23 protein-coding genes are annotated in these 21,927 nt (G+C 62.7%); 2 read left to right on the plus strand and 21 right to left on the minus strand.

Going from position 1 to position 21,927, the window contains the following annotated elements:
• Nucleotides 1-140: 140 nt before the first annotated feature.
• Nucleotides 141-995: a formyltetrahydrofolate deformylase gene (gene purU, locus NFG58_RS11425; protein ID WP_045994195.1), complete on the minus strand. Its 855-nt coding sequence runs from the start codon at nt 993-995 to the stop codon at nt 141-143.
• A 289-nt stretch (nt 996-1,284) separates the two neighbouring features.
• On the opposite strand from purU, the gene NFG58_RS11430 reads away from it, so the two are divergent.
• Nucleotides 1,285-2,871 carry a ribonuclease J gene (locus NFG58_RS11430; RefSeq protein WP_348826536.1) on the plus strand — a complete coding sequence of 529 codons (1,587 nt, stop codon included), beginning with the start codon at nt 1,285-1,287 and terminating at the stop codon, nt 2,869-2,871.
• Nucleotides 2,872-3,090: 219 nt separating this feature from the next.
• On the opposite strand, the gene NFG58_RS11435 is transcribed toward NFG58_RS11430, so the two are convergent.
• The 7 genes from NFG58_RS11435 to mobA form a co-directional block, all read right to left on the minus strand.
• Nucleotides 3,091-3,375, minus strand: a complete 285-nt coding sequence (locus tag NFG58_RS11435) for a hypothetical protein (RefSeq protein WP_348826537.1) — start codon at nt 3,373-3,375, stop codon at nt 3,091-3,093.
• A gap of 303 nt (nt 3,376-3,678) precedes the next feature.
• Nucleotides 3,679-4,671 carry a GTP 3',8-cyclase MoaA gene (gene moaA / locus NFG58_RS11440; RefSeq protein WP_348826538.1) on the minus strand — a complete coding sequence of 331 codons (993 nt, stop codon included), beginning with the start codon at nt 4,669-4,671 and terminating at the stop codon, nt 3,679-3,681.
• Nucleotides 4,668-5,126, minus strand: coding sequence for a molybdopterin synthase catalytic subunit MoaE (gene moaE / locus NFG58_RS11445; protein ID WP_045994198.1), 459 nt, complete (start codon nt 5,124-5,126; stop codon nt 4,668-4,670). The genes moaA and moaE overlap by 4 nt, the downstream gene beginning before the upstream one ends.
• Nucleotides 5,127-5,129: 3 nt before the next feature.
• On the minus strand, nt 5,130-5,942 hold the full coding sequence (gene moaC / locus NFG58_RS11450) for a cyclic pyranopterin monophosphate synthase MoaC (RefSeq protein WP_045994199.1): 813 nt from the start codon (nt 5,940-5,942) through the stop codon (nt 5,130-5,132).
• A 9-nt stretch (nt 5,943-5,951) separates the two neighbouring features.
• Nucleotides 5,952-7,202 (minus strand): gephyrin-like molybdotransferase Glp, encoded by a 1,251-nt coding sequence (gene glp, locus NFG58_RS11455; RefSeq protein WP_348826539.1) that lies wholly within the window; start codon nt 7,200-7,202, stop codon nt 5,952-5,954.
• A complete protein-coding gene (gene mobB / locus NFG58_RS11460) occupies nt 7,199-7,768 on the minus strand; it encodes a molybdopterin-guanine dinucleotide biosynthesis protein B (RefSeq protein WP_348826540.1) in 570 nt (189 codons plus the stop codon). The genes glp and mobB overlap by 4 nt, the downstream gene beginning before the upstream one ends.
• On the minus strand, nt 7,765-8,376 hold the full coding sequence (mobA, locus tag NFG58_RS11465; RefSeq protein ID WP_222516516.1) for a molybdenum cofactor guanylyltransferase MobA: 612 nt from the start codon (nt 8,374-8,376) through the stop codon (nt 7,765-7,767). Before mobA ends, mobB begins: the two co-directional genes overlap by 4 nt.
• Nucleotides 8,377-8,551: 175 nt before the next feature.
• Between mobA and NFG58_RS11470 the strand changes: the two genes are divergently transcribed.
• Nucleotides 8,552-9,133, plus strand: coding sequence for a cupin domain-containing protein (locus NFG58_RS11470; RefSeq protein ID WP_045994203.1), 582 nt, complete (start codon nt 8,552-8,554; stop codon nt 9,131-9,133).
• Between the two features lie 223 nt (nt 9,134-9,356).
• Here the strand turns inward: NFG58_RS11470 and NFG58_RS11475 are convergent, their stop codons facing one another.
• The 13 genes from NFG58_RS11475 to NFG58_RS11535 all read right to left on the minus strand — a co-directional run bounded on the left by NFG58_RS11475 (nt 9,357) and on the right by NFG58_RS11535 (nt 21,843).
• A complete protein-coding gene (locus NFG58_RS11475) occupies nt 9,357-10,610 on the minus strand; it encodes a uracil-xanthine permease family protein (protein ID WP_124804852.1) in 1,254 nt (417 codons plus the stop codon).
• Nucleotides 10,611-10,875: 265 nt separating this feature from the next.
• On the minus strand, nt 10,876-12,615 hold the full coding sequence (locus NFG58_RS11480; protein ID WP_287165595.1) for an ABC transporter substrate-binding protein: 1,740 nt from the start codon (nt 12,613-12,615) through the stop codon (nt 10,876-10,878).
• 66 nt (nt 12,616-12,681) lie between these two features.
• The gene (locus NFG58_RS11485; protein WP_108133102.1) at nt 12,682-12,954 is read right to left on the minus strand and encodes a DUF2160 domain-containing protein; all 273 of its coding nucleotides are present in this window, start codon (nt 12,952-12,954) and stop codon (nt 12,682-12,684) included.
• An 11-nt stretch (nt 12,955-12,965) separates the two neighbouring features.
• A complete protein-coding gene (locus NFG58_RS11490; RefSeq protein ID WP_348826541.1) occupies nt 12,966-13,859 on the minus strand; it encodes a carbohydrate ABC transporter permease in 894 nt (297 codons plus the stop codon).
• A complete protein-coding gene (locus NFG58_RS11495) occupies nt 13,852-14,739 on the minus strand; it encodes a sugar ABC transporter permease (RefSeq protein WP_045994208.1) in 888 nt (295 codons plus the stop codon). The genes NFG58_RS11490 and NFG58_RS11495 overlap by 8 nt, the downstream gene beginning before the upstream one ends.
• Nucleotides 14,736-15,839 carry an ABC transporter ATP-binding protein gene (locus NFG58_RS11500; protein WP_348814362.1) on the minus strand — a complete coding sequence of 368 codons (1,104 nt, stop codon included), beginning with the start codon at nt 15,837-15,839 and terminating at the stop codon, nt 14,736-14,738. The genes NFG58_RS11495 and NFG58_RS11500 overlap by 4 nt, the downstream gene beginning before the upstream one ends.
• A 1-nt stretch (nt 15,840) precedes the next feature.
• Nucleotides 15,841-16,989, minus strand: coding sequence for an ABC transporter ATP-binding protein (locus NFG58_RS11505; RefSeq protein WP_348826542.1), 1,149 nt, complete (start codon nt 16,987-16,989; stop codon nt 15,841-15,843).
• Between the two features lie 309 nt (nt 16,990-17,298).
• Entirely contained in the window at nt 17,299-17,649 is a 351-nt protein-coding gene (locus NFG58_RS11510) for a hypothetical protein (RefSeq protein ID WP_108133098.1), read from the minus strand.
• A 224-nt stretch (nt 17,650-17,873) separates the two neighbouring features.
• Nucleotides 17,874-18,503, minus strand: a complete 630-nt coding sequence (gene upp, locus NFG58_RS11515) for a uracil phosphoribosyltransferase (protein WP_045994211.1) — start codon at nt 18,501-18,503, stop codon at nt 17,874-17,876.
• A 160-nt stretch (nt 18,504-18,663) separates the two neighbouring features.
• A complete protein-coding gene (ung, locus tag NFG58_RS11520; RefSeq protein ID WP_108133197.1) occupies nt 18,664-19,347 on the minus strand; it encodes a uracil-DNA glycosylase in 684 nt (227 codons plus the stop codon).
• A 5-nt stretch (nt 19,348-19,352) separates the two neighbouring features.
• Complete coding sequence (gpt, locus tag NFG58_RS11525; protein WP_045994212.1) at nt 19,353-19,829, minus strand: xanthine phosphoribosyltransferase; 477 nt, start codon at nt 19,827-19,829, stop codon at nt 19,353-19,355.
• A 3-nt stretch (nt 19,830-19,832) separates the two neighbouring features.
• The gene (locus tag NFG58_RS11530; protein WP_108133097.1) at nt 19,833-20,378 is read right to left on the minus strand and encodes an adenine phosphoribosyltransferase; all 546 of its coding nucleotides are present in this window, start codon (nt 20,376-20,378) and stop codon (nt 19,833-19,835) included.
• Between the two features lie 133 nt (nt 20,379-20,511).
• Nucleotides 20,512-21,843: an NCS2 family permease gene (locus NFG58_RS11535; RefSeq protein WP_045992468.1), complete on the minus strand. Its 1,332-nt coding sequence runs from the start codon at nt 21,841-21,843 to the stop codon at nt 20,512-20,514.
• Between the last annotated feature and the right edge of the window lie 84 nt (nt 21,844-21,927).

Here is a 21,927-nt window from a genome sequence, read left to right on the forward strand (position 1 = left end):
CTGCCTACCTGTACGGGCGATTCCGGCTCGGTTGGCATGCCTGGGTGAGTGACCGGACCAGGCTTTCGAGACTCTCGCGCTCACCCATTCCCGCCCAGGCGCCGGGCGTCGAAAGAACGGCCGGCGCCCTTGATGCCGGCTCAGGCAAAGACGACGGTCTTGTTGTCGTGGATCAGCACCCGATCCTCGAGGTGCCAACGCAGCCCCCGTGCCAGCACGGTCTTTTCTACATCGCGCCCGAAACGCACCAGATCATCCGGCGTATGACAGTGACTGACCCTGTGAATATCCTGCTCGATGATCGGCCCGGCGTCGAGTTCCTCGGTGACGTAGTGGCAGGTCGCACCAATCAGCTTGACGCCGCGCTGGTAAGCCTGGTGATACGGCTTGGCCCCGGCAAAGGATGGCAGGAAGCTATGGTGAATGTTGATGACTCGCCCACTGTAGCGCTCGCACAGATCAGGCGGAAGAATCTGCATATAGCGCGCCAGCACGATACTGTCGGCCTCGGACGCCTCGACCAGACGCTCGACCTCGGCGAAGGCGGCACTCTTGTCGTCTGCCGAAACCGGCACATGATGGTAGGGAATACCGTGCCACTCGACCATCTTGCGCATGTCGTCATGGTTCGAAATCACCGCCGCGATCTCGCAATCGAGCTCACCAGCGGTCCATCGATACAACAGATCCACCAGGCAATGAGATTCCCTGGAAACCATCAGCACGACGCGCCGCTTCTGACGAGTGTCGCGCAGCGCCCAGTCCATCTCGAATTCACGCGCTACCGGCGCAAAGGCCTCGCACAGGGCCTCCTTCGACATGCCGATGGAGTCGGCCAGGATTTCGTAGCGCATGAAGAAGCGACCAGAGGCCAGGTCCGAGTGCTGATTGGCCTCGGTGATGGAACCACCGTGGCCAGCAATGAAGTTCGACACCCTGGCGACAATACCCAGTCGATCGGGACACGACACGACCAGACGATAGAAATGGGACATAACACCTGTATCCTTGGACCAACGCTCGGTGACCAACCTTGCACCACCATGGGGAGGGGCGATGAGCACGCCCGTTCGGGGCATGCATTGTAGCGAAAAGTGAGATGGCGAACGACCGCTGCACGGGTCCTTTGACCTCTCGCGTTGAGTCGTGCGCGGTCGATCCCGTATAGTGAAATGAACACCGTCCACGATGCCGAGCATGATGCCGATTCCGCGAGCCCAGATTCGACCACGACGACGCCCACCGGTGCATTTTCTGCCCCTGGGAGGCTGTGGCGAGATCGGCATGAATCTAAGCCTGTACGGCTATCAGGACGCCTGGATTGCCGTCGACTGTGGCATGCTTATTCGCCAGGACCTTCCAGGTGAGCCGCTCCAGGTGCCAGACACCTCGATACTGGATACCCGCGGCATCCGTCCGCAGGCGCTGCTCATTACCCATGGCCACGAAGATCATATCGGTGCCGCCGCCTGGCTATGGCCACGCTGGGCCTGCCCTATTCTGGCGACCCCTCTGGTCGCCGCCATGTTGCGCGTCAAGTTCGGCGAACGGGGACTTCCCACCGACGCGATAGACGTCATCGAACCCGGGGACGCCAGGGACATCGCAGGGTTTTCCCTTCGTTTCCTGCCGCTGACCCATTCCATCCCGGAAAGCTGCGCCCTGCTCATTCAGGCAGGCAACTCGCGCATCCTGCATACCGGCGACTGGAAACTGGACCCAGAGCCGCTGATCGGCCAGCCGGTGAACGAAGATCTGTTTCGCGCCCTCGCGCCGGTCGATCTGGTGGTGGGTGATTCCACCAATGCCAACGTGACCGGCCATTCACGCAGTGAAGGCGAGGTCGCAAGGGCCATGGTGTCTACCATCTCCCGCTGCCAGGGCCGCGTTGTCGTTTCCTGCTTCGCCAGCAATCTGGCACGGGTCCTTGCCATCGGCCGCGCCGCTGCTCGTTGCGGACGTCGGGTCAGCCTGCTCGGGCGCTCCATGGAGCGCATGGTGGGCCATGCCAGGCAACTGGGCTATCTCGACGACTTTCCAGCGCTGGTGCCCGTCAGCGACCTGGGCTATCTACCACCCGAGGAAGTGCTGGTCATTGCCACGGGGAGCCAGGGCGAACCCCGCGCCGCGCTGTCGCGCCTTGCCCAGGGAAGGCACCCCCACTTCGAGCTGACCACTGGCGATAGCGTCATCTTCTCGGCCAAGGCCATTCCCGGCAACGAGCACCTTATCGAGCGGCTCAAGCGCGGCCTGGCGCGCTTTCAGGTCACCATCATCGATGATGCCAGCCACCCCGAACTGCATGCCTCCGGGCACCCCGCACAGCAGGAACTGGAACGCTTCTATCGCTGGCTCCAGCCAACCAGGCTGCTGCCGGTCCATGGCGAGGAAAACCATCAGTCAGCTCATCAGGAACTGGCCCGTCGCCTGGGCATCGAGGCTCCGCTGGCACCTCGCAATGGCGATCTGATCCGGTTCGACCAGGGCGGCCTGACCCGCGAGGAAAGCTTCCCTCTGTCTCAGTGCATCATCGAGCGCGGGGGCATCGACCGGCGTCAATCTCCGGCACATGCGCGCAATCGCCACGGCGTACTCTTCCTCGCCATCAGCCTGGTGGCGACCGACACCGGCTGGGCCAGAATTGGCCGACTGATGATCGACTCAAGCCAGACCAGCCCCCTGGACGAGGACAATTTCATCGACTGGCTCGACGAACAACTCGACGACCTGGCCGTCGATACCCTGTCGGCGCTCCGTCGTGGCCTCTACCCTCGTATTCAGGCCTGGCTGGGCGAACACTTGCAGCGTCTGCCACAGGTCGAACTCCAGTTGATGGCGAGCGATATCGAAGGCATCGCCGGCGACGTCTGAGCCCCCACCCCTATATAAATAAAACAACCGGCCCTGGAAGTTTCCAGGGCCGGTCGCGGCTCGACGTTCGCCGTACTTGTGGCCGCGCCGTCACCATTCACGCGCTTTGCGTCATGCACGCTCTTTGGTGACACAGCGGCCAAGCTGCACTGGCGACGCGACACGTCCGTGCAAGGTCAGGTCACCCGAACTCGCGTGACCACACCTGCGCCAGCAGAATCACTTGGCGTTCTTGGGCGGACGTCCACGCTTGCGCTTGGGCTGCTCCGATACGAGATCATTCAGCGACAGGCCGGCTTCGGTGATCTGCTCACGGATCTCCGCCAGCTTCTGGGCCTTCTGCATCTCTTCTTCCTGGCGCTGGCGCTCCTCGTCGCGCTTCTGATCGATGACCTCCTCGACCACTTCCGCCAGTTTTTGCAGCTGTTCCATGCTCAGTTGACGAGCCGCTGCCCGTGCCACGTTCTTGTTTCTCGCAATGCGTTCCAATGATTCGCTGGACATAGCTCACTCCATAGCTTTGACACCAAGCGGCGCACGCCGCAATTCACTTGAAGAAAAGTATATGCAACCGGCCACTCTTGGCAAGAAATGCTGGAGATTTTTCCTTGTCAATTACCGAAATATTGGCGGTCTTTATACGTCAACAGCGAGCTCATTGGACGAGCCCAGTCACCCCTTGACCGGTCAATATTGGTTGAAACGCTGACACCTCGAGGAAAAAAGACAGCGGCCAGGATACAAAGAGCGGGCGCCCAAGGCGCCCACGCAGGTAAGGAAACAAACGGTCACTTGGCGAAAGCGCTGTCAGCCACCGGTCATGTTCATGAAGCGAACCACCTGAACATCCCCATCGGTGGTGAAATGGTGCCGTTCAGGCTTTAGCGGCATCGCCTCCACGATGGCGGCCTTGAGCTTCTCCAGGTCACCGGGGTAGCGCCTCAATACCGCCCTGAGATCCACCGAATGCTCGTTGCCAAGGCACAGCAGCAAGCGCCCTTCCACCGTGACCCGAACACGATTGCAGGAAGCACAGAAGTTATGGCTATGGGGCGAGATGAATCCGACCCGAGTCTCGCTATCCTCCATACGGTAGTAGCGAGAAGGCCCTGCGGTGGCTTCCGTCGTGGCCATCAGGGGGTAGCGCTGCTCGATCCTTTCGCGCACCTCGTCACTTGAACAATAGGTCTCGGCACGGGAATGGTCGGACACATCGCCCAGCGGCATCTCCTCGATAAAGCTGATATCCAGCCCCTCTGCCCTGGAGAACTCGACAAGATCCAGCACCTCGTCTTCGTTGCGCCCCTTGAGCACCACCGCATTGAGCTTGATGCGCTCAAAGCCGGCCTGCCGAGCGGCGCTGATGCCGTCCAGCACCTTGTCGAGGTCACCGGTACGCGTCAGCCGTCGAAAGCGCTCGGGATCCAGCGAATCCAGGCTGATGTTGAGACGCTTCATGCCGCCCTGGCGCAGCGCCTCGGCATGCCGCCTCAGGCCCGCCCCGTTGGTGGTCATGGCAAAGTCCCGAAGCCCCGGCAAGGCCCCTATACTGGACACCAGTTGCTCGATATTGCGACGGACCAGCGGCTCCCCCCCGGTCAAACGAATCTTTTCCACGCCGAGCTCGGTGAAGGCTTGCGCCACCTGAGAGATTTCCTCCAGCGTCAGCACCTGGGCACGTGGCAGGAAGGTCATCTCCTCGCTCATGCAGTAGACGCAGCGAAAGTCGCAGCGGTCGGTGACAGACAATCGGACGTAGGTCACCCGGCGACCGAAACTATCGATCAACTGTTGTGTCATTGCGAAGCGACCTCCCAACGCTTGGCGTCGTCATGATCCTGACGACGTTCAGATACCCAGTAATCGCCGCTTTCGGTGTGCTCCTTCTTCCAGAATGGCGCCCGGGTCTTCAGATGGTCCATCAAGAATTCGCAGGCTTCGAAGGCGGCACGCCGATGTGCGCTGGCCACCACCACCAGTACGATGGGATCACCGGGCTCCAGACGACCGATCCGGTGGATCAGGGTTACCTCATCGAGCGGCCAGCGCTGTCGCGCCTCAGCTTCGATCTCGGACAGCGACGCTTCTGTCATGCCGGGATAATGCTCAAGCGTCAGCGCCGTGACGTCCGGGCGTTCATTGAAGTCCCTGACCAGTCCAGTGAAGCTGACCACCGCTCCGATGTCGGTGCGATGTTCGAGCATCCGGCGCTGTTCATGACCTGCATCGAAGGTCTCATGCTGCACGCGTATCATCGATCAGCCTCCTGTCACCGGCGGGAAGAAGGCCACCTCGTCCTCACAGGTCAGACGGGTACCGTCACTCGCCATCACCTGATTGACGGCGCACAGCACGCGCCCTTCATCCAGCCCCTTGAAGCGATCATCCAGGGTCTTCAGTGCCTGCTTGAGACCGGCAACATCGGCACTGGGCAACCTGTCCAGTGGCACCGATGCTTCACCGACGCCAAGCCTTTCGCGCAGTTCAGCCAGGCACTTCACCCTGACACACTGCTCCGCGGCGGACGCAAGCCCCAGGGTCAACGCCGGGCTGTTCTCGGGGCTGGTCACGATCGGCGTTGCCGTCGCAGCGGTCGCGCTCCGACGCAGATAGTCACCGGACTTGCCGCCCTGCTTGGCATCCACGTGGATTTCGCCGATCTCCATCTCCTTGTCCACCGCCTTGCACATGTCGTAAAGGGTGAGACAGGCCACCGATACGGCCGTCAGGGCTTCCATCTCGACCCCGGTCCGTCCGGTCAGACGGCAGGTGGCGGACACCCTGACACAGCTGGATTCGGCGTCGATCTCGAAGTCGACGCTGACCTTGGACAACGCCAGCTGGTGGCAAAGCGGGATCAGCTCGTGGGTGCGTTTCGCGGCCTGAATACCGGCAATCCTGGCGGTCGCCAGCACGTCGCCCTTGGGCAACTTGCCATCGCTCAACAGCGCCAGAGTCTCCGGCGCCATGGAGATGCTTCCGGTCGCCGTCGCCTCCCGTCGGGTCGCTGCCTTGTCGCCGACATCGACCATGTTGGCTTCGCCGCGTGCGTTGAGATGGGAAAGCGTCATGTTCAAGCCTCAGGAAAATCGAAAGAGAGGGAATACCATCACGATATCATCGATGGACGCCGAGTCCGTGTCCTCGGGAATCTCGACCAGGCAATTGGCCGAGACCATGGACGACAGAATACCGGAACCCTGATTGCCTGTATTGACCACCCGCAAGGTCCCGTCCGCATCACAGTGAAAGACACCGCGACTGTAGTCCGTACGTCCGACCCTGCTACGAAAGGCGCTACCGGCGACGGCCTTCCAGCGTGGCTGAGTGGGTGAGCGCCCTTCCAGAGCCGCCAGCATCGGCACCACAAACACCAGACAGGTCACCATGCAGGCCACCGGGTTACCCGGCAGTCCCAGCAAGGGTGTCTCGTCGGGGCCAATCACCCCACATGCCATGGGCCGGCCTGGCCGCATGGCGATCCGCCACAGGGTCAACCTGCCAAGACGCTCCACCGCTTCCCGGGTGTGGTCGGCCTGCCCCACCGACACTCCGCCACTGGAGACCACCAGATCCGCGGTCCGGGCGGCGTCAGCGAGCTGTTCGACCAGGGCGTCGGTGTCATCGGCGACGATGCCGAGATCGATTACCTCGGCGCCATGCTCCTGCAACAACCCCATCAGAGAATAGCGGTTGGCATCATAGATCGCCGCCTGGGCGCGTGCCTCACCGGGTGCTGTGACCTCATCGCCGGTGGAGAACACGGCTACCCGAGGACGTCGCCGCACCCGGACCTCGGCCTGCCCGAGAGACGCCAACAGGCCAAGCGCGGCGGCTTCGAGGCGCCTGCCTGCTGCAATGGCCACCTGGCCGGCACGCAGATCCTCGCCCGCCTGGCGCACGTTCTGCCCCTGCTTGACGCGGTCGACGCGTGTCACCCTCACACGATCGCCATCTCGCTCGAGCTGTTCGAGCATGACCACGGTGTCGGCCCCTGGCGGCAAGGGCGCCCCCGTGGTGATGGCAATACACTCACCGTCGCCCAGGCGACCCTGAAAAGGCTGCCCCGCCAGGGCTTCTCCCACCTGGAGAAAGACCTCGCCGGGGTCCTCGGTCGACCAGTTGAGCGCCACCCCATCCATCGCGGAGTTGGTATGCCCGGGCACATCGAAAGGCGCTTCTACCGCCTCGGCCAGCACTCGGCCGTGGGCCCTGGCCAGGGGCACCTTTTCCGCCGCCAGGCGACCTGCCACCAGCGTCAACAGGGCATCGCGCGCCTCCTCGACGCCGAGCATGCGCTCACCAAGATCGAAACAGGAGAGCGTTGTCATGACGTTTCTCCTCCCTGGTGCGCGACAAGCCACTCGGGCCATCGCCTCACCCAGGCCTGGACCCAGGCGGCGATGGCGTCATGATCATTGAGATCGAGCGCATCGCCCCTGGTCGCCAAGGGGGCGTCACTGGCGACGGCCTGAATCCATGGATCGTCTTCCGCCATCAGCGGCTTTTCCAGCGCCGGCCGATGGAGCTCCAGCTTGGGCAAAGGCCAGTCCTTGAAGCCCTCGACCAGCACCAGTTGCGGTTCCAGCGGCGCGACCATGGCCAGCAGGGTTGCCAGATCGGCCTCTTCGCCCCCCGGCGTCTCCATCATCAATGCCAGCCGGGCTCGGGAGGCGATCAGGATAGGTTCGGCCCCCGCCATACGCAGGCGATGACTGTCCTTGCCAGGCTGGTCTACCTCGAAGCGGTGGTGGGCGTGCTTGATCACCGCCACCTTGAGCCCGGCGCCCTTCAACATCGGTACCAGACGTTCCAGCAGGGTGGTCTTGCCGGTCCCGCTCCAGGCGGCGATGCCCAACAGCGGCTGATCGGGGCGCAAGCTCAGCGCCTGCGTCATGAGTCACGCTCCTGGCGACACGCCTCCAGCCGTCGCCTTTCCTCTTCGGTGTTGAGATTGGCGAAGGCGGCAGCGCAGTCGCTGACGTCGACCCGATCCCAGCGGTGGCGATCGTACCAGCGGTCGATCTTGCGTTCGCCCTGCTCCAGTACCGCCGCCAGATCCTCATGCAGGTGACGGGACAGCAACGCCACCACGGGGTGCAGCCGCTCGCCGTCATGGGCGACGACAATATCCAGCCCATCGCGCCAGCCAGCCACCAGCCGGGGCACCAGATCGGCGGGCAGCGCCGGGCTGTCACAGGGCACCACCACCACCCAGGGCGTAGAGGACGCGACCAGACCACTGTAGATACCCATCAAGGGTCCGTGGTAGCCCGCCTGGTGATCCTCGACCACTCGATCGGCAAGAGTCGCGTACTCGTCCAGATGGCGATTGGCATTGATCATCACGCTAGCCACATGGGGCTTCAGACAGGCAACGGCGTGCGCCGCCAGCGGCTTGCCGTCGAACGGCACCAGCCCCTTGTCGACTCCTCCCATGCGTCGCCCCTGGCCTCCCGCCAGAACCACGCCGCTTATCTCCTTCGCGTCCAGCCTCGCCACCATTGCACCTCTTTTATTGGTCGTCGACAGCATCCTCCATGATGCCTTAGCCACCCGCAGGCTGCCATGAGCGTATCGGGGTAGACAGTAGGCGCCAGGGATGTCGGACAGCGACGTTAGCGGGTATCATGTGTCCATCATTATGCACAACATCGGCTTTGCCGAGACGGGAAACAGGATGGAAGACAGTTTCGACGTCGGCGCCAGATTGCGCCAACTACGACAGGAAAAGCAGCTTTCTCAACGCGAACTGGCGAAAAGAGCCGGTGTGACCAACAGCACCATTTCGCTGATTGAGCTTAACAATGTGAGCCCATCGGTCAGCTCGCTTAAGAAGATTCTTGACGCCTTGCCGGTATCGATCAGCGCTTTCTTCGCGGGTGACGAACCGAACCACCCCAGCCCCTTCTATCGCGCCGCGGAGCTCACCGAGATCGGTGATGGCCATCTGTCCTGGCGGCTTGTCGCGGCCAGACGCCCGGACCGACGCATGTCGGTGCTCCACGAGCGCTATCCGCCCGGAGCCGATACCGGCGAAGAGATGCTTGAACACGACGGCGAGGAAGGCGGCGTCATCATCGCCGGCGAGATCGAGATCACCGTCAACGGCGAGACAGGTCTGCTCGGCCCCGGCGACGCCTACTACTTCGACTCACGCCTGCCCCATCGGTTTCGCAACCTGGGGGATCAGGAATGCGTGATTGTCAGTGCGAACACTCCCCCCACCTTTTCCGATGGCGGAGAGCAACTGCACCATTGATTGCCCCCCACCGTCTCCGATGGCGGAGAGCAACTGCACCATTGATTGCCCCCACCTTTTCCGGTGGTGGCGAGAAGTTGCACCATTAATTCCCCCCACCTTTTCCGATGGCGGAGAGCAGCTACATCATTGATCAAAGACGACGACAGGGCATGATCGTCAGTGCCCGGTCGCCAACAGCCGATGGCCCGGCTGTCACGCCGGGCCATGGTAATAGCAGGGTTCATTCGTCCTCGCTGGCCCGGGGCAACACCAGGTTAAGGGCGATGCCGATCAAGGCGGCGAGGCTGACCCCCTGCAGGGCGAACTGGCCATCGCCGAACTGCATACCACCGATGCCGAACACCAGGATCAGCGAGACCACCACCAGGTTACGCGGGGCGGTCAGGGGTTTGCCGGCGCGCACCAGGGTATTCATGCCGACCACCGCGATGGAGCCGAACAGCAGGGTCATGATCCCGCCCATCACCGGGGTAGGAATGGTCTGCAATACTGCCCCCAGCTTGGCGACGAAGGCCAGGGTGATGGCTACCAGTGCGGCGGACACCATGAACATCGGATTGAAGGCGCGGGTCAGGGTGACCGCCCCGGTGACCTCCGAGTAAGTGGTGTTGGGCGGCCCACCGAACAGCGCCGCCGAAATGGTCGCCAGGCCGTCGCCCAACAGGGTGCGGTGAAGGCCTGGTTTCTCCAGGTAGTTGCGTCGGGTCACCGAGCCGATCGCCACCATATCACCGATATGCTCCACCGCCGGCGCGATGGCGACGGGGATCATGAACAGGACCGCCGCCCAGTGAAAGCTCGGCGCGGTGAAGGATGGCAACGCCAGCCAGGCCGCCTCACGTACCGGGCTGAAGTCGACCACTCCCATCAGCAATGCCATCAGATAGCCGGTGACGATCCCCCCCATGATCGGCACCAGGCGCAACAGACCGCGCCCGAAGACCGCCAGGATCAGCGTCACCAGCAGGCTCGACATGGACAGCACCATGGCCTGGGTGTAACCGATGGTCTCGCTGTTCTCGCCGGTGGCCATGCTCACCGCGACTGGTGCCAGGGCAAGACCGATGACCATGATCACCGGTCCTACCACCACCGGCGGCAGCAGCCGATGCAGCCACCCCGTCCCCTTCAGCCGAACCGCCTGGGAGATCGCCACGTAGACGAAACCGGCAGCGATCAGCCCGCCCAGGGTGGCGGAGACACCAAAGTGGGCGATGGAGCCCTGAATAGGGGCAATAAAGGCAAAGGACGACGCCAGAAACACCGGAACCGTCAGACGCGTGGTCAGATGGAACACCAGGGTGCCGATACCGGCGGTGAACATGGCGACGTTGGGATCGAGGCCGGTCAGCAATGGCACCAGCACCAGGGCGCCGAACGCCACGAACAGCATCTGGGCACCGACCAGCACCAGCCGAGGCAAGGAATCCGTCGTTGCTTCGACGGGCGAGGAAGAGGACGAGGGGTCTGACATGGAGGGCTCCGCGGTGGACAAACGCCGGCTATGGTACCAACGCACGCGCAACGTTTCGGCAAAATTTTGCGCGTCTTTCGACGCCACCGCCAACGCTTGGCAGACGCTCCTCTCATCCAGACTGTGCTATCCACCCGGCGCCATGTATTGCCCACAAGGCACCGGGCCCCCGCTGTCTCCAGCGAGGGCCCGGCGTCCTGCACATCAGGGGCCATGCACGAAAGGCGACCTGCGAAGCGCCGTCACCTGCGCACAAGTCCCCGTCCTACTCACGGGTACCGGCCGACATCCATTCCTCCATCATCTGCTCGTAGGGCACTGTGGTGCCCTGGGGCATCTCGTTGTCCAGCTTGGCCTTGGGCGCGCCGGGCTGGCTCAACCATTCTTCGGGATCCTTGGGTTCATTGAGCACCGGCGCGTAGGTGGCAAACACCTTGGCCCGCGCCAGACGCGCCATGATGTTGTCGAGGTCACCGGCCAGATTATCCAGCGCCTCCTGGGCCGAGATGTCGCCATTGACCGCAGGGGCCAGATTCTGCCACCACAGCGGCGCCATGCGCGGATAGTCAGGCACGTTGGTGCCGGTAGGCGTCCAGTTGGACTCGTTGGGACTGCGGTAGAATTCCACCAGGCCACCCAGCTTCGGCGCCATCTCGGTCATCTGGTCGGAGAAGATGTCGGACCGGCGGATCGGCGTCAGCCCCGCCATCAGCTTCTCCAGCGAGACGGTCTTGGACACGGTGAACTGGGCAAACAGCCAGGCTGCGCTGCGCCGATCCTCCGGCGTCGAATCGAAGAAGGTCCAGGCCCCCACGTCCTGATAGCCGACTTTCATCCCCTCTTCCCAGTACGGGCCGGTGGGAGACGGCGCCATGCGCCACTTGGGATTGCCCTCATCGTCGGTCACCGCCACATCGGGACTGACCATGTCGGCGGTAAAGGCGGTGTACCAGAACATCTGCTGGGCCACGTTGCCCTGGGCCGGCACCGGCCCGGCCTCGCCGAAGGTCATGCCCTGGGCTTCGGGCGGCGCATAGTCTCGAAGCCACTCCACCATCTTGGTGACGGCGAACACCGAGGCCGGTGAATTGGTGGCGCCGCCACGGCTGACGCTGGCCCCCACCGGGTGGCTCTCTTCATCGACCCGAATGCCCCAGTCGTCTACCGGGTTGCCGAACGGCACCCCGGGACTGCCCATGCCGGCCATGGACAGCCAGGAGTCATGGAAGCGCCACCCCAGCGACGGATCCCGACGGCCGTAGTCCATGTGGCCGTAGACCTTCTGACCGTCGATCTCGCCGACGTGCTCGCTGAAGAACTCGGCGATGTCCTGATAGGCGGTCCAGTTGGTGGGCACACCCAGATCATAGCCGTAGATGTCCTTGAACTCTGCCTTCAGATCATCGCGCTGGAACCAGTCATAGCGGAACCAGTAGAGGTTGGCGAACTGCTGGTCGGGCAGCTGGTAGATGCTACCGTCGGGCCCGGTGGTGTACTGAATGCCGATAAAGTCGTCCAGATCGAGGGTCGGCAGCGTCAGGTCCTTCCACTCGTTGGCCATGGCCTCGCTCAGGTTGATGGTCGAGCCGTAGCGAATGTGGGTACCGATGGCGTCCGAGTCGTTGACGTAGGCGTCATAGATATTGCGCCCCGACTGCATCTGGGTCTGCATGTTCTGCACCACATCACCTTCGCCGATGATGTTGTGGGTTACCTCGATACCGGTCAGCTCGGTAAAGGCCGGCGCCAGCACGTCGCGCTCCCAGGTATGGGTGGTCAGGCCCTCGGCGACGGTGTTGATCTCCATGCCTTCAAACGGCTCGGCAGCCTTGGCAAACCATTCCAGTTCAGCGATGCGTTCCTCGCGACTCAGGGTCGAGTCCTTGAACACCTCGTCGGCCAGGCGCTCGATCACCGCCGTTCGATCGTCCTGGGCCAGGGCGCCGCCGCTGAGCAGCAATAGCCCCACAGCACCTAGTCTGGTCAGCTTGAGTCTAGCGTTCATGGTCACCTCTATTGTTGTCGTCGACCGTCAGGTCGATCGTTGTCGTCGAAGGGAGCCTGGCCCCCGCTAGCCCCATCGCAGCAGGACCAGCATCCACACCACCGATACGCCCAGCGCCAGCCACAGACTCAGGCTGGTGAAGCCCACGACCGCCAGATGGATGTAGGCCGCCGACAGCATGCCGATGAAGAAACGGTCCCCCCGGGTGGTGCTGATCGGCAGAAAACCGCGCCGTTCCCGAGTCGGCGATACCAGCTCCCAGGTCGTCATGACCACCAGCAACAGCGCAATGACACCAAAGAAGATCGCCGTGGGCAGGGTCCATACCATCCAGTCCATGTCGGTGCTCCTCAGGTCCGGCCCAGGGCAAAGCCCTTGGCGATGTGATGGCGCACGAAGAACACCACCACGATGCCCGGCACGATGGTCAGTACCCCGGCCGCCGCCAGGGTGCCCCAGTCGATGCCCGAGGCGGTCGAGGTTCGCGTCATCACCGAGGCGATGGGCTGGGCCTCGGTGGAGGTCAGAGTGCGTGCCAGCAACAGCTCGACCCAGGAGAACATGAACAGGAAGAACAGCGTCACGCCGATGCCGGAGCGAATCATCGGAATGAACACCTGGACGAAGAAGCGCGGGAAGCTGTAACCATCAATAAAGGCGGTCTCGTCGATCTCCTTGGGCACGCTGGACATGAAGCCTTCGAGGATCCATACCGCCAGCGGAATATTGAACAGACAGTGGGCCAGCGCCACGGCGATGTGGGTATCGAACAGGCCCACCGTGTAGTAGAGCTGAAAGTACGGCAGCAGGAACACCGCCGGTGGCGCCATCATGTTGGTCAACAGCCAGAAGAACAGGTGCTTGTCACCGATGAAACGGTACCGACTGAAGGCATAGGCCGCCGGCAGCGCCACGCTCATGCTGATGGCCATGTTCATCAACACATAGGTGATCGAGTTGACGTAACCCATGTACCAGCTCGGGTCGGTGAATATCTTGGCGTAGTTGGCCAAGGTCAGCGATTGCGGCCACAGGGTCAGCTCGCCGAGGATCTCGCTATTGGTCTGCAGCGACATGTTGACCAGCCAGTAGATCGGCAGCAGTACAAACACGATGTAGGCCAGCATCAAGAAGCCACGGCGAAAGCGTCGTCCTGTCGAACGGCCCTGTCGACGGCGGCGGGCCGCCTCCTTTTCCGCGCGCTTTCGCACCCGGTCGGGACTGGATGGCGTGGAATCAGTCATGGCGAGCCCCTCCCTGCCGGTCCTTCTGCAGATTCATGATGGCGGTATAGAACACCCAGCAGACCAGCAGGATGATCAGGAAGTAGATCAGCGAAAAGGCCGCCGAAGGCCCTACATCGAACTGGGCGGTGGCCATGATCGCCAGCGATTGACTGAGAAAGGTGGTCGCGCTTCCCGGCCCGCCGCCGGTCAACACGAAGGGTTCGGCGTAGATCATGAAGGAATGCATGAAACGCAGCAGCACCCCGATCACCAGTACGTTGGTGAGCTTGGGTAGCTGGATATAGCGAAACACCGCCCAGCGTGAAGCGCGATCGATGCGCGCCGCCTGATAGTAGGCCTCGGGAATCGCCTGCAGACCGCTGTAGCAGAGCAGTGCGATCAGCGAGGTCCAGTGCCAGACATCCATCAGCACGATGGTCACCCAGGCGTCCAGCGGACTCGAGGTGATGTTGTAGGGATAGCCGATCTGGCGCAGGCTCCAGCCCATCAGACCGATGTCGCCACGGGTGAAGATCTGCCAGATGCTGCCCACCACGTTCCACGGGATCAACAAGGGCAAGGTCACCAGGATCAACACCAGTGACGCCCGCCAGCCACGCTTGGGCATCAACAGCGCGATCCCCACCCCCAGCGGCACCTGAATCGCCAGAATGGTCAGCGAAAACGCAAACTGCCGGGCCAGCGCCGCCTGCAGCGCCGGATCGTTGAGCATCTTGACGAACCATTCGGTGCCGGTGAAGAACCGGGTATTGGCGTCGAAGACGTCCTGCACCGAGTAGTTGACCACCGTCATCAGCGGCACGATGGCGGAAAAGGCGACCAGCGCCAGCATCGGCAGCACCAGCCACCAGGCGCGATTATTGGGGACCTTGTTCATGACGCCACCTCTATACGGGATTCATCTACGTACAAAGTCAGCCATCTTTCAGGGAAGCGCACCGACACGCGCCCGGAAAGCGCGAGCCCGCCCTCCTCCACGCGCACCTTGAAGCGCGCCTGGTCTAGCGCCAGCGTCAAGATCGAGTAGGTCCCGAGATCCTGGCAGTGGTCCACCACGGCGCTGAGGGTGCCGCTCGTGCCGTCCTCGGCAAGCTCGATGAATTCCGGACGAATGCCCAGCTTGAGGTTGTCGCTGCGTTCACGAGCATCAAGCAGCGACCGTCGCATCTCGGCGGACAGCTCGAGGCGCTGGCCGTCGATCAGGATGTTGTCGCCATCAATGCATGGCGTGAAGAAGTTCATGCCGGGACTACCGATGAAGTAGCCGACGAAGGTGTGAGCGGGGCTCTCGAACAGCTCGCGAGGGGTACCGAACTGGACGATTCGACCGTCGTACATCACCGCAATCTTGTCGGCAAAGGTCGAGGCTTCGAGTTGATCGTGGGTCACGTAGATCATGGTGATGGCGAAGCGCTGATGGATCTCCTTCAGCTTGCGCCGCAGCTTCCACTTGAGCTGCGGGTCGATCACCGTCAGTGGCTCGTCGAACAGGATGGCCGCCACATCATCACGGACCAGGCCACGCCCCATGGACACCTTCTGTTTCTCGTCGGCGCTGAGGTTGCGCGCCTTGCTGGCCAGGCGGTCGGTCAGGTCGAGGATGTCCGCGACCTCCTCGACCCTCTCGCGAACCCGCTCCTCCGGGGTCTTCACGTTGCGCAGCGGGAAGGCCAGGTTGTCGTAGACCGTCATGGTGTCGTAGACCACCGGGAACTGAAACACCTGGGCGATGTTGCGCTCTTCAGGCGGCAGCTCGTTGACCATGACCCCGTCGAAGCGCACCTCGCCCTGGGAAGGCACCAGCAGCCCGGAGATGATATTGAGCAGGGTCGACTTGCCGCAGCCGGATGGCCCCAGCAGGGCATAGGCACCACCCTGCTCCCACACGTGATCCATCTGTTCGATGGCGTAGTCGCTGCGCTTCGAAGGCGACGCCGAATAGCTGTGCGCCAACTGTGAAAGGCGAATCTCGGCCATACTAGCGCTCCTCCCCCGACGCCGGCGGTGCCTGCTGTGACGACGGAAGCGGCGGACGCACCCCTCCGTCACCGGCTTCCGGCGGCACGTGCAGGGTCTTGCCATCCATGTCGAACACGAACAGGCGATGCACCGGTACATAGAGTGTGATCGGCTCATCCACACGAAAGCTGTGAACACCGGGAAGATGCGCCACCAGGGACATCCTCTCGTTGCCCACGTGCAGGAAGGTCTCGGAGCCACTGATCTCGGCCAGCTCGACCTTGACGTCAAGCGCCAGGTCATCGTCCGCCCGGGGCTGCATGGCCAGATGAGCCGGCCGCACACCGAAGCGGTAGCTGCCCTCGTCAAGCGCCGCCAGAGCTTCATCGAGCGGGAAGTGCACCTCGTCGTCGAAGCTGACTTCACCGTCGCGGATACGTCCTTCCAGCACATTGATGGGGGGTTCGGAGAACATCTCCGCCGCGGTCAGGGAGGCCGGCTGGCGGAACACCGTGGCGGTCGAGCCATGCTGAACCAGGCGCCCCTCGTGCAGAATTGCCGTGTTGCCACCCAGCGCCAGCGCTTCCGCCGGTTCGGTGGTGGCGTAGACCGCGATGCAGTCACGCCGGGCGAACAAGGCACTCAACTCCTCGCGAAACTCCTCGCGCAGCTTGTAGTCGAGGTTGACCAGAGGCTCATCGAACAGCACCAGGTCCGCGTCCTTGACCAGCGCCCGTGCCATGGCGGTGCGCTGCTGCTGGCCACCGGACAGCTCCAGCGGCTGGCGGTCGAGCAGGCCTTCGATGTGCAGCAGCTCAGCGATCTCGTGGACACGCCGCTGGATCTCGCTCTTGGCGACACGGGCCAGCTTCAGCGGAGAGGCAATATTGTCGAAGACACTCTGGTGGGGGTAGTTGATGAACTGCTGGTAGACCATCGCCACGTTGCGTTGGCGCACCCCCTTGCCGGTCACGTCTTCACCCTGCATCAGGATGCGCCCGCGGGTCGGCTGGTCCAGCCCGGCCATCAGGCGCATCAGGCTGGTCTTGCCGGCCAGGGTGCGGCCCAGCAGGACATTGAAGGAACCCGGCTCCAGGGTCAGGCTGACGTCATCGATGTGGGTCTCGCTCGCCACCTTGCGGGTGACGCCGTCGAGGATCAGGGACATGGGCGTACTCTTTCGCGCAGAGGTTCCCCTCGTCTCCGAGGGGCGTCATCTGTACGGTAGTAGAGAATCTCTACTCGCCCGTGATGTTTTTAAACGAAAGGGCCCACCACGCGCTAGAAGACGCCCTTTTTATGCCTCATCCTCTTGTTCTTGCTTTTCTTTTCCACCGCTACCAACTTTTGTCTAATGCGAAAAGCCACCTCTCTGGTAGCTGAGCATTGGTGCAGATGTTGTTTCCAGAAAAAAAAAGCGCCCAATGTTCGCAAAGGAACATTGGGCGCACGACGGAGGCGGGAGAACCCGCTGACGTCAGTTCAACAGCGTACGCACTGGCTTATCCAGCGCATCATCGACCTTCCCGCCCGCTCGCTCGACGCTGTCGTGTGCAGTATCCACCCGATCGGAAACCCCACCCCGAGCATCGTCGACGTGATCCGCGACCCCGTCCCGGGCGTCATCGACACGATCATTGACGTTGTCCTTGGCATTTTCCACGGCGCGATCTGCGGTGCAACGACCAGAAACCCCCACCGTGGCCTCGAGTGCCGCATTCTTGGCGACCTTTTCAGCATCGCAGTCGGGGCGTATCACCCCAGCTTGAACGCTTGCCGCCAGACTCAGAATTACTGCAGCACTAGCTGCCACACGCAACAACTTCATCCATGCCTCCTTGATTCTTGAATCAACCACCGAAAGCCACAACGAGAGCGCGGCGTCTGTCCAGACGGACAATGGCTGAACTGCGTTCCCGCCCAACTGACTTGCGGACACAGCAAAGCAGACATTTCACCTGAAATGTCTGCTTTCGATCATAGGCATGAAACCACTGGGTAAAATGCCACCGCTGGATAGTCTGGCCGTGGCATTGGCGGGATATCGCGTGCTTAGCGGGTACCGAAGATCTTGTCCCCGGCGTCGCCCAGTCCCGGCACGATATAACCGTTTTCGTCGAGGCGCTCGTCCACCGAGGCGGTGTAGATCTCGATATCCGGGTAGGCTTCCTGAACGCGGCGGATGCCTTCGGGAGCTGCCACCAGCACGATCACTCGCATCAACTGGCAGCCACGGTCGCGCAGCATGTCCAGGGTGGCCACCATGGAACCTCCGGTGGCCAGCATCGGATCGATGACCACTGCCATGCGCTCGTCCAGGTCGTTGGCGAACTTGGAGAAATAGGGCACTGGCTCGAGGGTCTCTTCATCGCGGTAGAGACCGACCACGCTGACCCGTGCACTGGGAATCAGGTCGGTGACACCTTCCAGCATGCCTAGTCCCGCTCGCAGGATCGGTACGATGGTGACCTTCTTGCCCTTGAGCTGCTTGACGGTGATGGTCTCGCCACTCCAGCCATCGATGTCATAGTCCTGCAACTCCAGGTCCTGGGTCGCCTCGTAGGTGAGCAGTTTTGCCACCTCGCCGGCCAGTTCACGGAAGCTCTTGGTGCTAATGCCGGCTTCACGCATCAGACCGAGTTTGTGCTGGACCAGGGGGTGATCGATGGCATGGACGCTCATTGGCGAGTCCTCTTTGATAACGGGAGGTGGTGCTTGGACGACCTTCGTCGCATGGACGCGGGCGACAAATTGCGCGCCATTCTACCTGCAACGCCGCGTCAGGTTAACCCGCTGCGTGCACCGAAAGCCGGCGGACGTCCAGGCCGTCCGTCCAACACGTTCAGGGAGTCGGCGGCAGCTGCCAATCCACCGTGGATCTCCCGTGCTCGGCGAGAAAGGCGTTGGCCCGAGAGAAATGGTGATTGCCGAAAAAGCCGCGGTGGGCCGACAACGGCGACGGGTGCGGCGACTCCAGTACCAGATGACGCTCCTGATCCACCAGCGCCTTCTTCTGGCGGGCGTGGCTGCCCCACAGCAGAAAGACACAGGGCGGCGCCTCGGCGTTGACGGTCTCGATGGCGCGGTCGGTGAAGGTCTCCCATCCCTTGCCCCGGTGGGAGCCGGCGTTGCCCTCCTCCACCGTCAAGGAGGTGTTGAGCAGCAACACCCCCTGGCGCGCCCAGGCCTCGAGGTGGCCGTGGTTGACCGGCGTCACCCCCAGGTCCTGGGCCAGCTCCTTGTAGATATTGACCAGCGACGGCGGCGGCTTGACGCCCTCGCGCACCGAAAAGCATAACCCATGAGCCTGGCCAGGACCGTGGTAGGGATCTTGCCCCAGGATCACCACTCGTACCTCGTCCAGCGGCGTCAGCTCGAAGGCCCGAAACCAGTCCGACGAGTGCGGATAGATGGTCTTCCTGGCGGCCTTCTCTGCCGCCAGAAACGCCTTGAGCTGCTGCATGTAGGGCGCCTGGAACTCGGCTCCGAGCCAGCGTTCCCAGCTGTCGGGCAATACCTGAACCATGTCGCTCACCGCCGCTGGTCCGCCAGGGGCTCGACGTAGGCCACGCCCATGTCCCAGGGGAACTGGATCCAGCAGTCCTGGGCGACCTCGGTGAGGTACTGATCCACCAGCGGACGACCCTCGGGCTTGGCGTAGATGGTCACGAAGTGCGCCTTGGGCAGCATCTCGCGCACCTTGCGCGCGGTCTTGCCGGTGTCCACCAGATCATCGACCAGCAGCCAACCTTCGCCGTCGTGATCCACGCCCTTGAGCACCTCGAGGCTGTCCTGCTCCATATGGTCGTAGCTCTTGATGCAGACGGTGTCGATCAGGCGAACATTGAGCTCCCGAGCGATCAGCGCGGCGGGAATCAGCCCACCCCGGGTGATCGCAATGATGCCCTTGGTATCGCGCTCGATCAGGCGATGACACAGCTCGCGCACGTCGCGATGAAGCTGGTCCCAGGACACCACGAAATGGCGATGGTAGCGTTGACTGCTCATGGGTCACTCGTCCTCGGTGAAGGAACACACGGCGAACACGCTGTGGCCAGCGTCACGGATTCTCTGGGAGCCGCCGAGATCCGGCAGATCGACGATGGCAGACGTCTCCACCACATGTCCCCCGCTGCGGCTGATCAGTTCGGCCGCGGCCAGCATGGTGCCACCGGTGGCAATCAGGTCGTCCACCACCAGGATACGGTCGCCATCGCGGAAGGCATCGGAGTGCAGCTCTACCTCGGCCTGGCCGTATTCCAGGGTGTAGGTCTGACTGATGGTCTTGAACGGCAGCTTGCCCTTCTTGCGTACCGGCACAAAACTGCAGCCCAGCTCGTAGGCCACCGGCGCGCCGACGATGAAACCGCGGGCGTCGATGGCGGCGATGGCGTCCAGATCCATCTCCTGATAGCGGTGCACAAAGCTGTCGATCAGCTTGCGAAAGGCCGCACTGTTCTGCAGTAGCGGGGTGATGTCACGAAAGTTGACACCCGGCTGGGGCCAGTCGGGAACGGTGCGAATGACGGACTTGATGTAGTCGCCGTAGATACTCATGGCGGTTCTCGCTAGGGGTCGAAAGAAGAATGCATGACACATGCGGCGCCTTGTCTCGGCGCCGCACGGCGGGGCTGGCCAACCTGCCGGCTCAGCCGGTCCTGGCCAGCCAGCCCCGGTCAGCCCGATGGGCTCAATCGAGGTAGATCATCTTGATCGCGAACAGCACACCGAGGATCACCACGGCGGCGTTCAGGTCCTTGAAGCGACCGGACAGGGCCTTGATCGCCACGTAGCTGACGAAGCCGAAGGCGATACCTTCGGCGATGGAGAAGGTCAGCGGCATGGCCAGGGCGGCGATCAATACCGGCGCCGCCTCGGTGGCGTCGTCCCAGTCGGCATGGGCAAGGCTTCCCGCCATCAGCGACGCCACGTACAGGAGCGCCCCCGCGGTGGCATAGGCCGGAATGGAGCCCGCCAGCGGAGCGAAGAAAAGGCTGGCCAGAAACAGTACCGCGACCACCACGGCGGTCAGACCGGTACGCCCACCGGCGGCGATGCCGGCGGTGCTTTCCACATAGCTGGTGGTGGTCGAGGTGCCGAGGGCAGCACCGGCCATGGAGGCGGTGGAGTCCGCCATCAACGCACGGCCCAGGCGCGGCAGCTTGCCGTCCTTGTCGAGCAGGCCACCGCGATGGGCAACGCCCACCAGCGTACCGGAGGTGTCGAACAGATCTACGAACAGGAAGGCAAAGACCACGCTGATCATGGCCACATCGAAGGCACCGGCCAGGTCCATGGACATCAAGGTCGGCGCGATCGACGGCGGCATCGACACCACCCCGCTGAATTCATTGTGGCCCAGCAGCATGGCCACCAGGGTCACCCCCAGAATACCGATCATCACCGCCCCGGTGACGCGCAGATGGGCCAGCGCGGTAATCACGAAGAACCCGGCCAGGGCGTACAGCGGGGCCGGCTCGGACAGATCGCCCACCGACACCAGGGTGGCCGGGTTGTCGACGATGATGCCGGCATTCTTCATCGCGACCATGGCCAGAAACAGACCGATACCCGCCGCGATGCCGAGTCTCAAGGTGATCGGAATCGAGTTGATGATCCACTCGCGGATGCGAAAGATGCTGAGCAGAAAGAAGGTAACACCGGACAGGAAGACCGCTCCCAGCGCTGCCTCCCAGGTGTAGCCCATGCCCAGCACCACACCGTAGGTAAAGAAGGCGTTCAAACCCATGCCTGGCGCCAGAGCGATGGGATAGTTGGCCCACAGCCCCATTACCAGACAGCCCACCGCGGCGGCGACACAGGTCGCCACGAAGACCGCCCCGTAGTCCATGCCCGCCTCGGACAGGATGCTCGGGTTGACAAAGATGATGTACGCCATGGTCAGGAAGGTGGTGATCCCGGCGATCACCTCCGTCTTGACGGTGGTGCGGTGCTCACTGAGCTTGAAGAAGCGATCGAGCGGGCTCTTGCCGGAGCTCGGTTCAGGCTGCTGGTTGGACATGCGCTGGGTCCTGCACGTGGAGTCAATAGGGGAGTGTCCAGGACGAGAGTTCGCCGAACGCGCCCTGCCACCCTGCGACTAGTG

Source organism: Halomonas sp. RT37 (assembly GCF_040070525.1).
In the GTDB taxonomy this organism is placed as follows: Bacteria; Pseudomonadota; Gammaproteobacteria; order Pseudomonadales; family Halomonadaceae; genus Halomonas; species Halomonas litopenaei.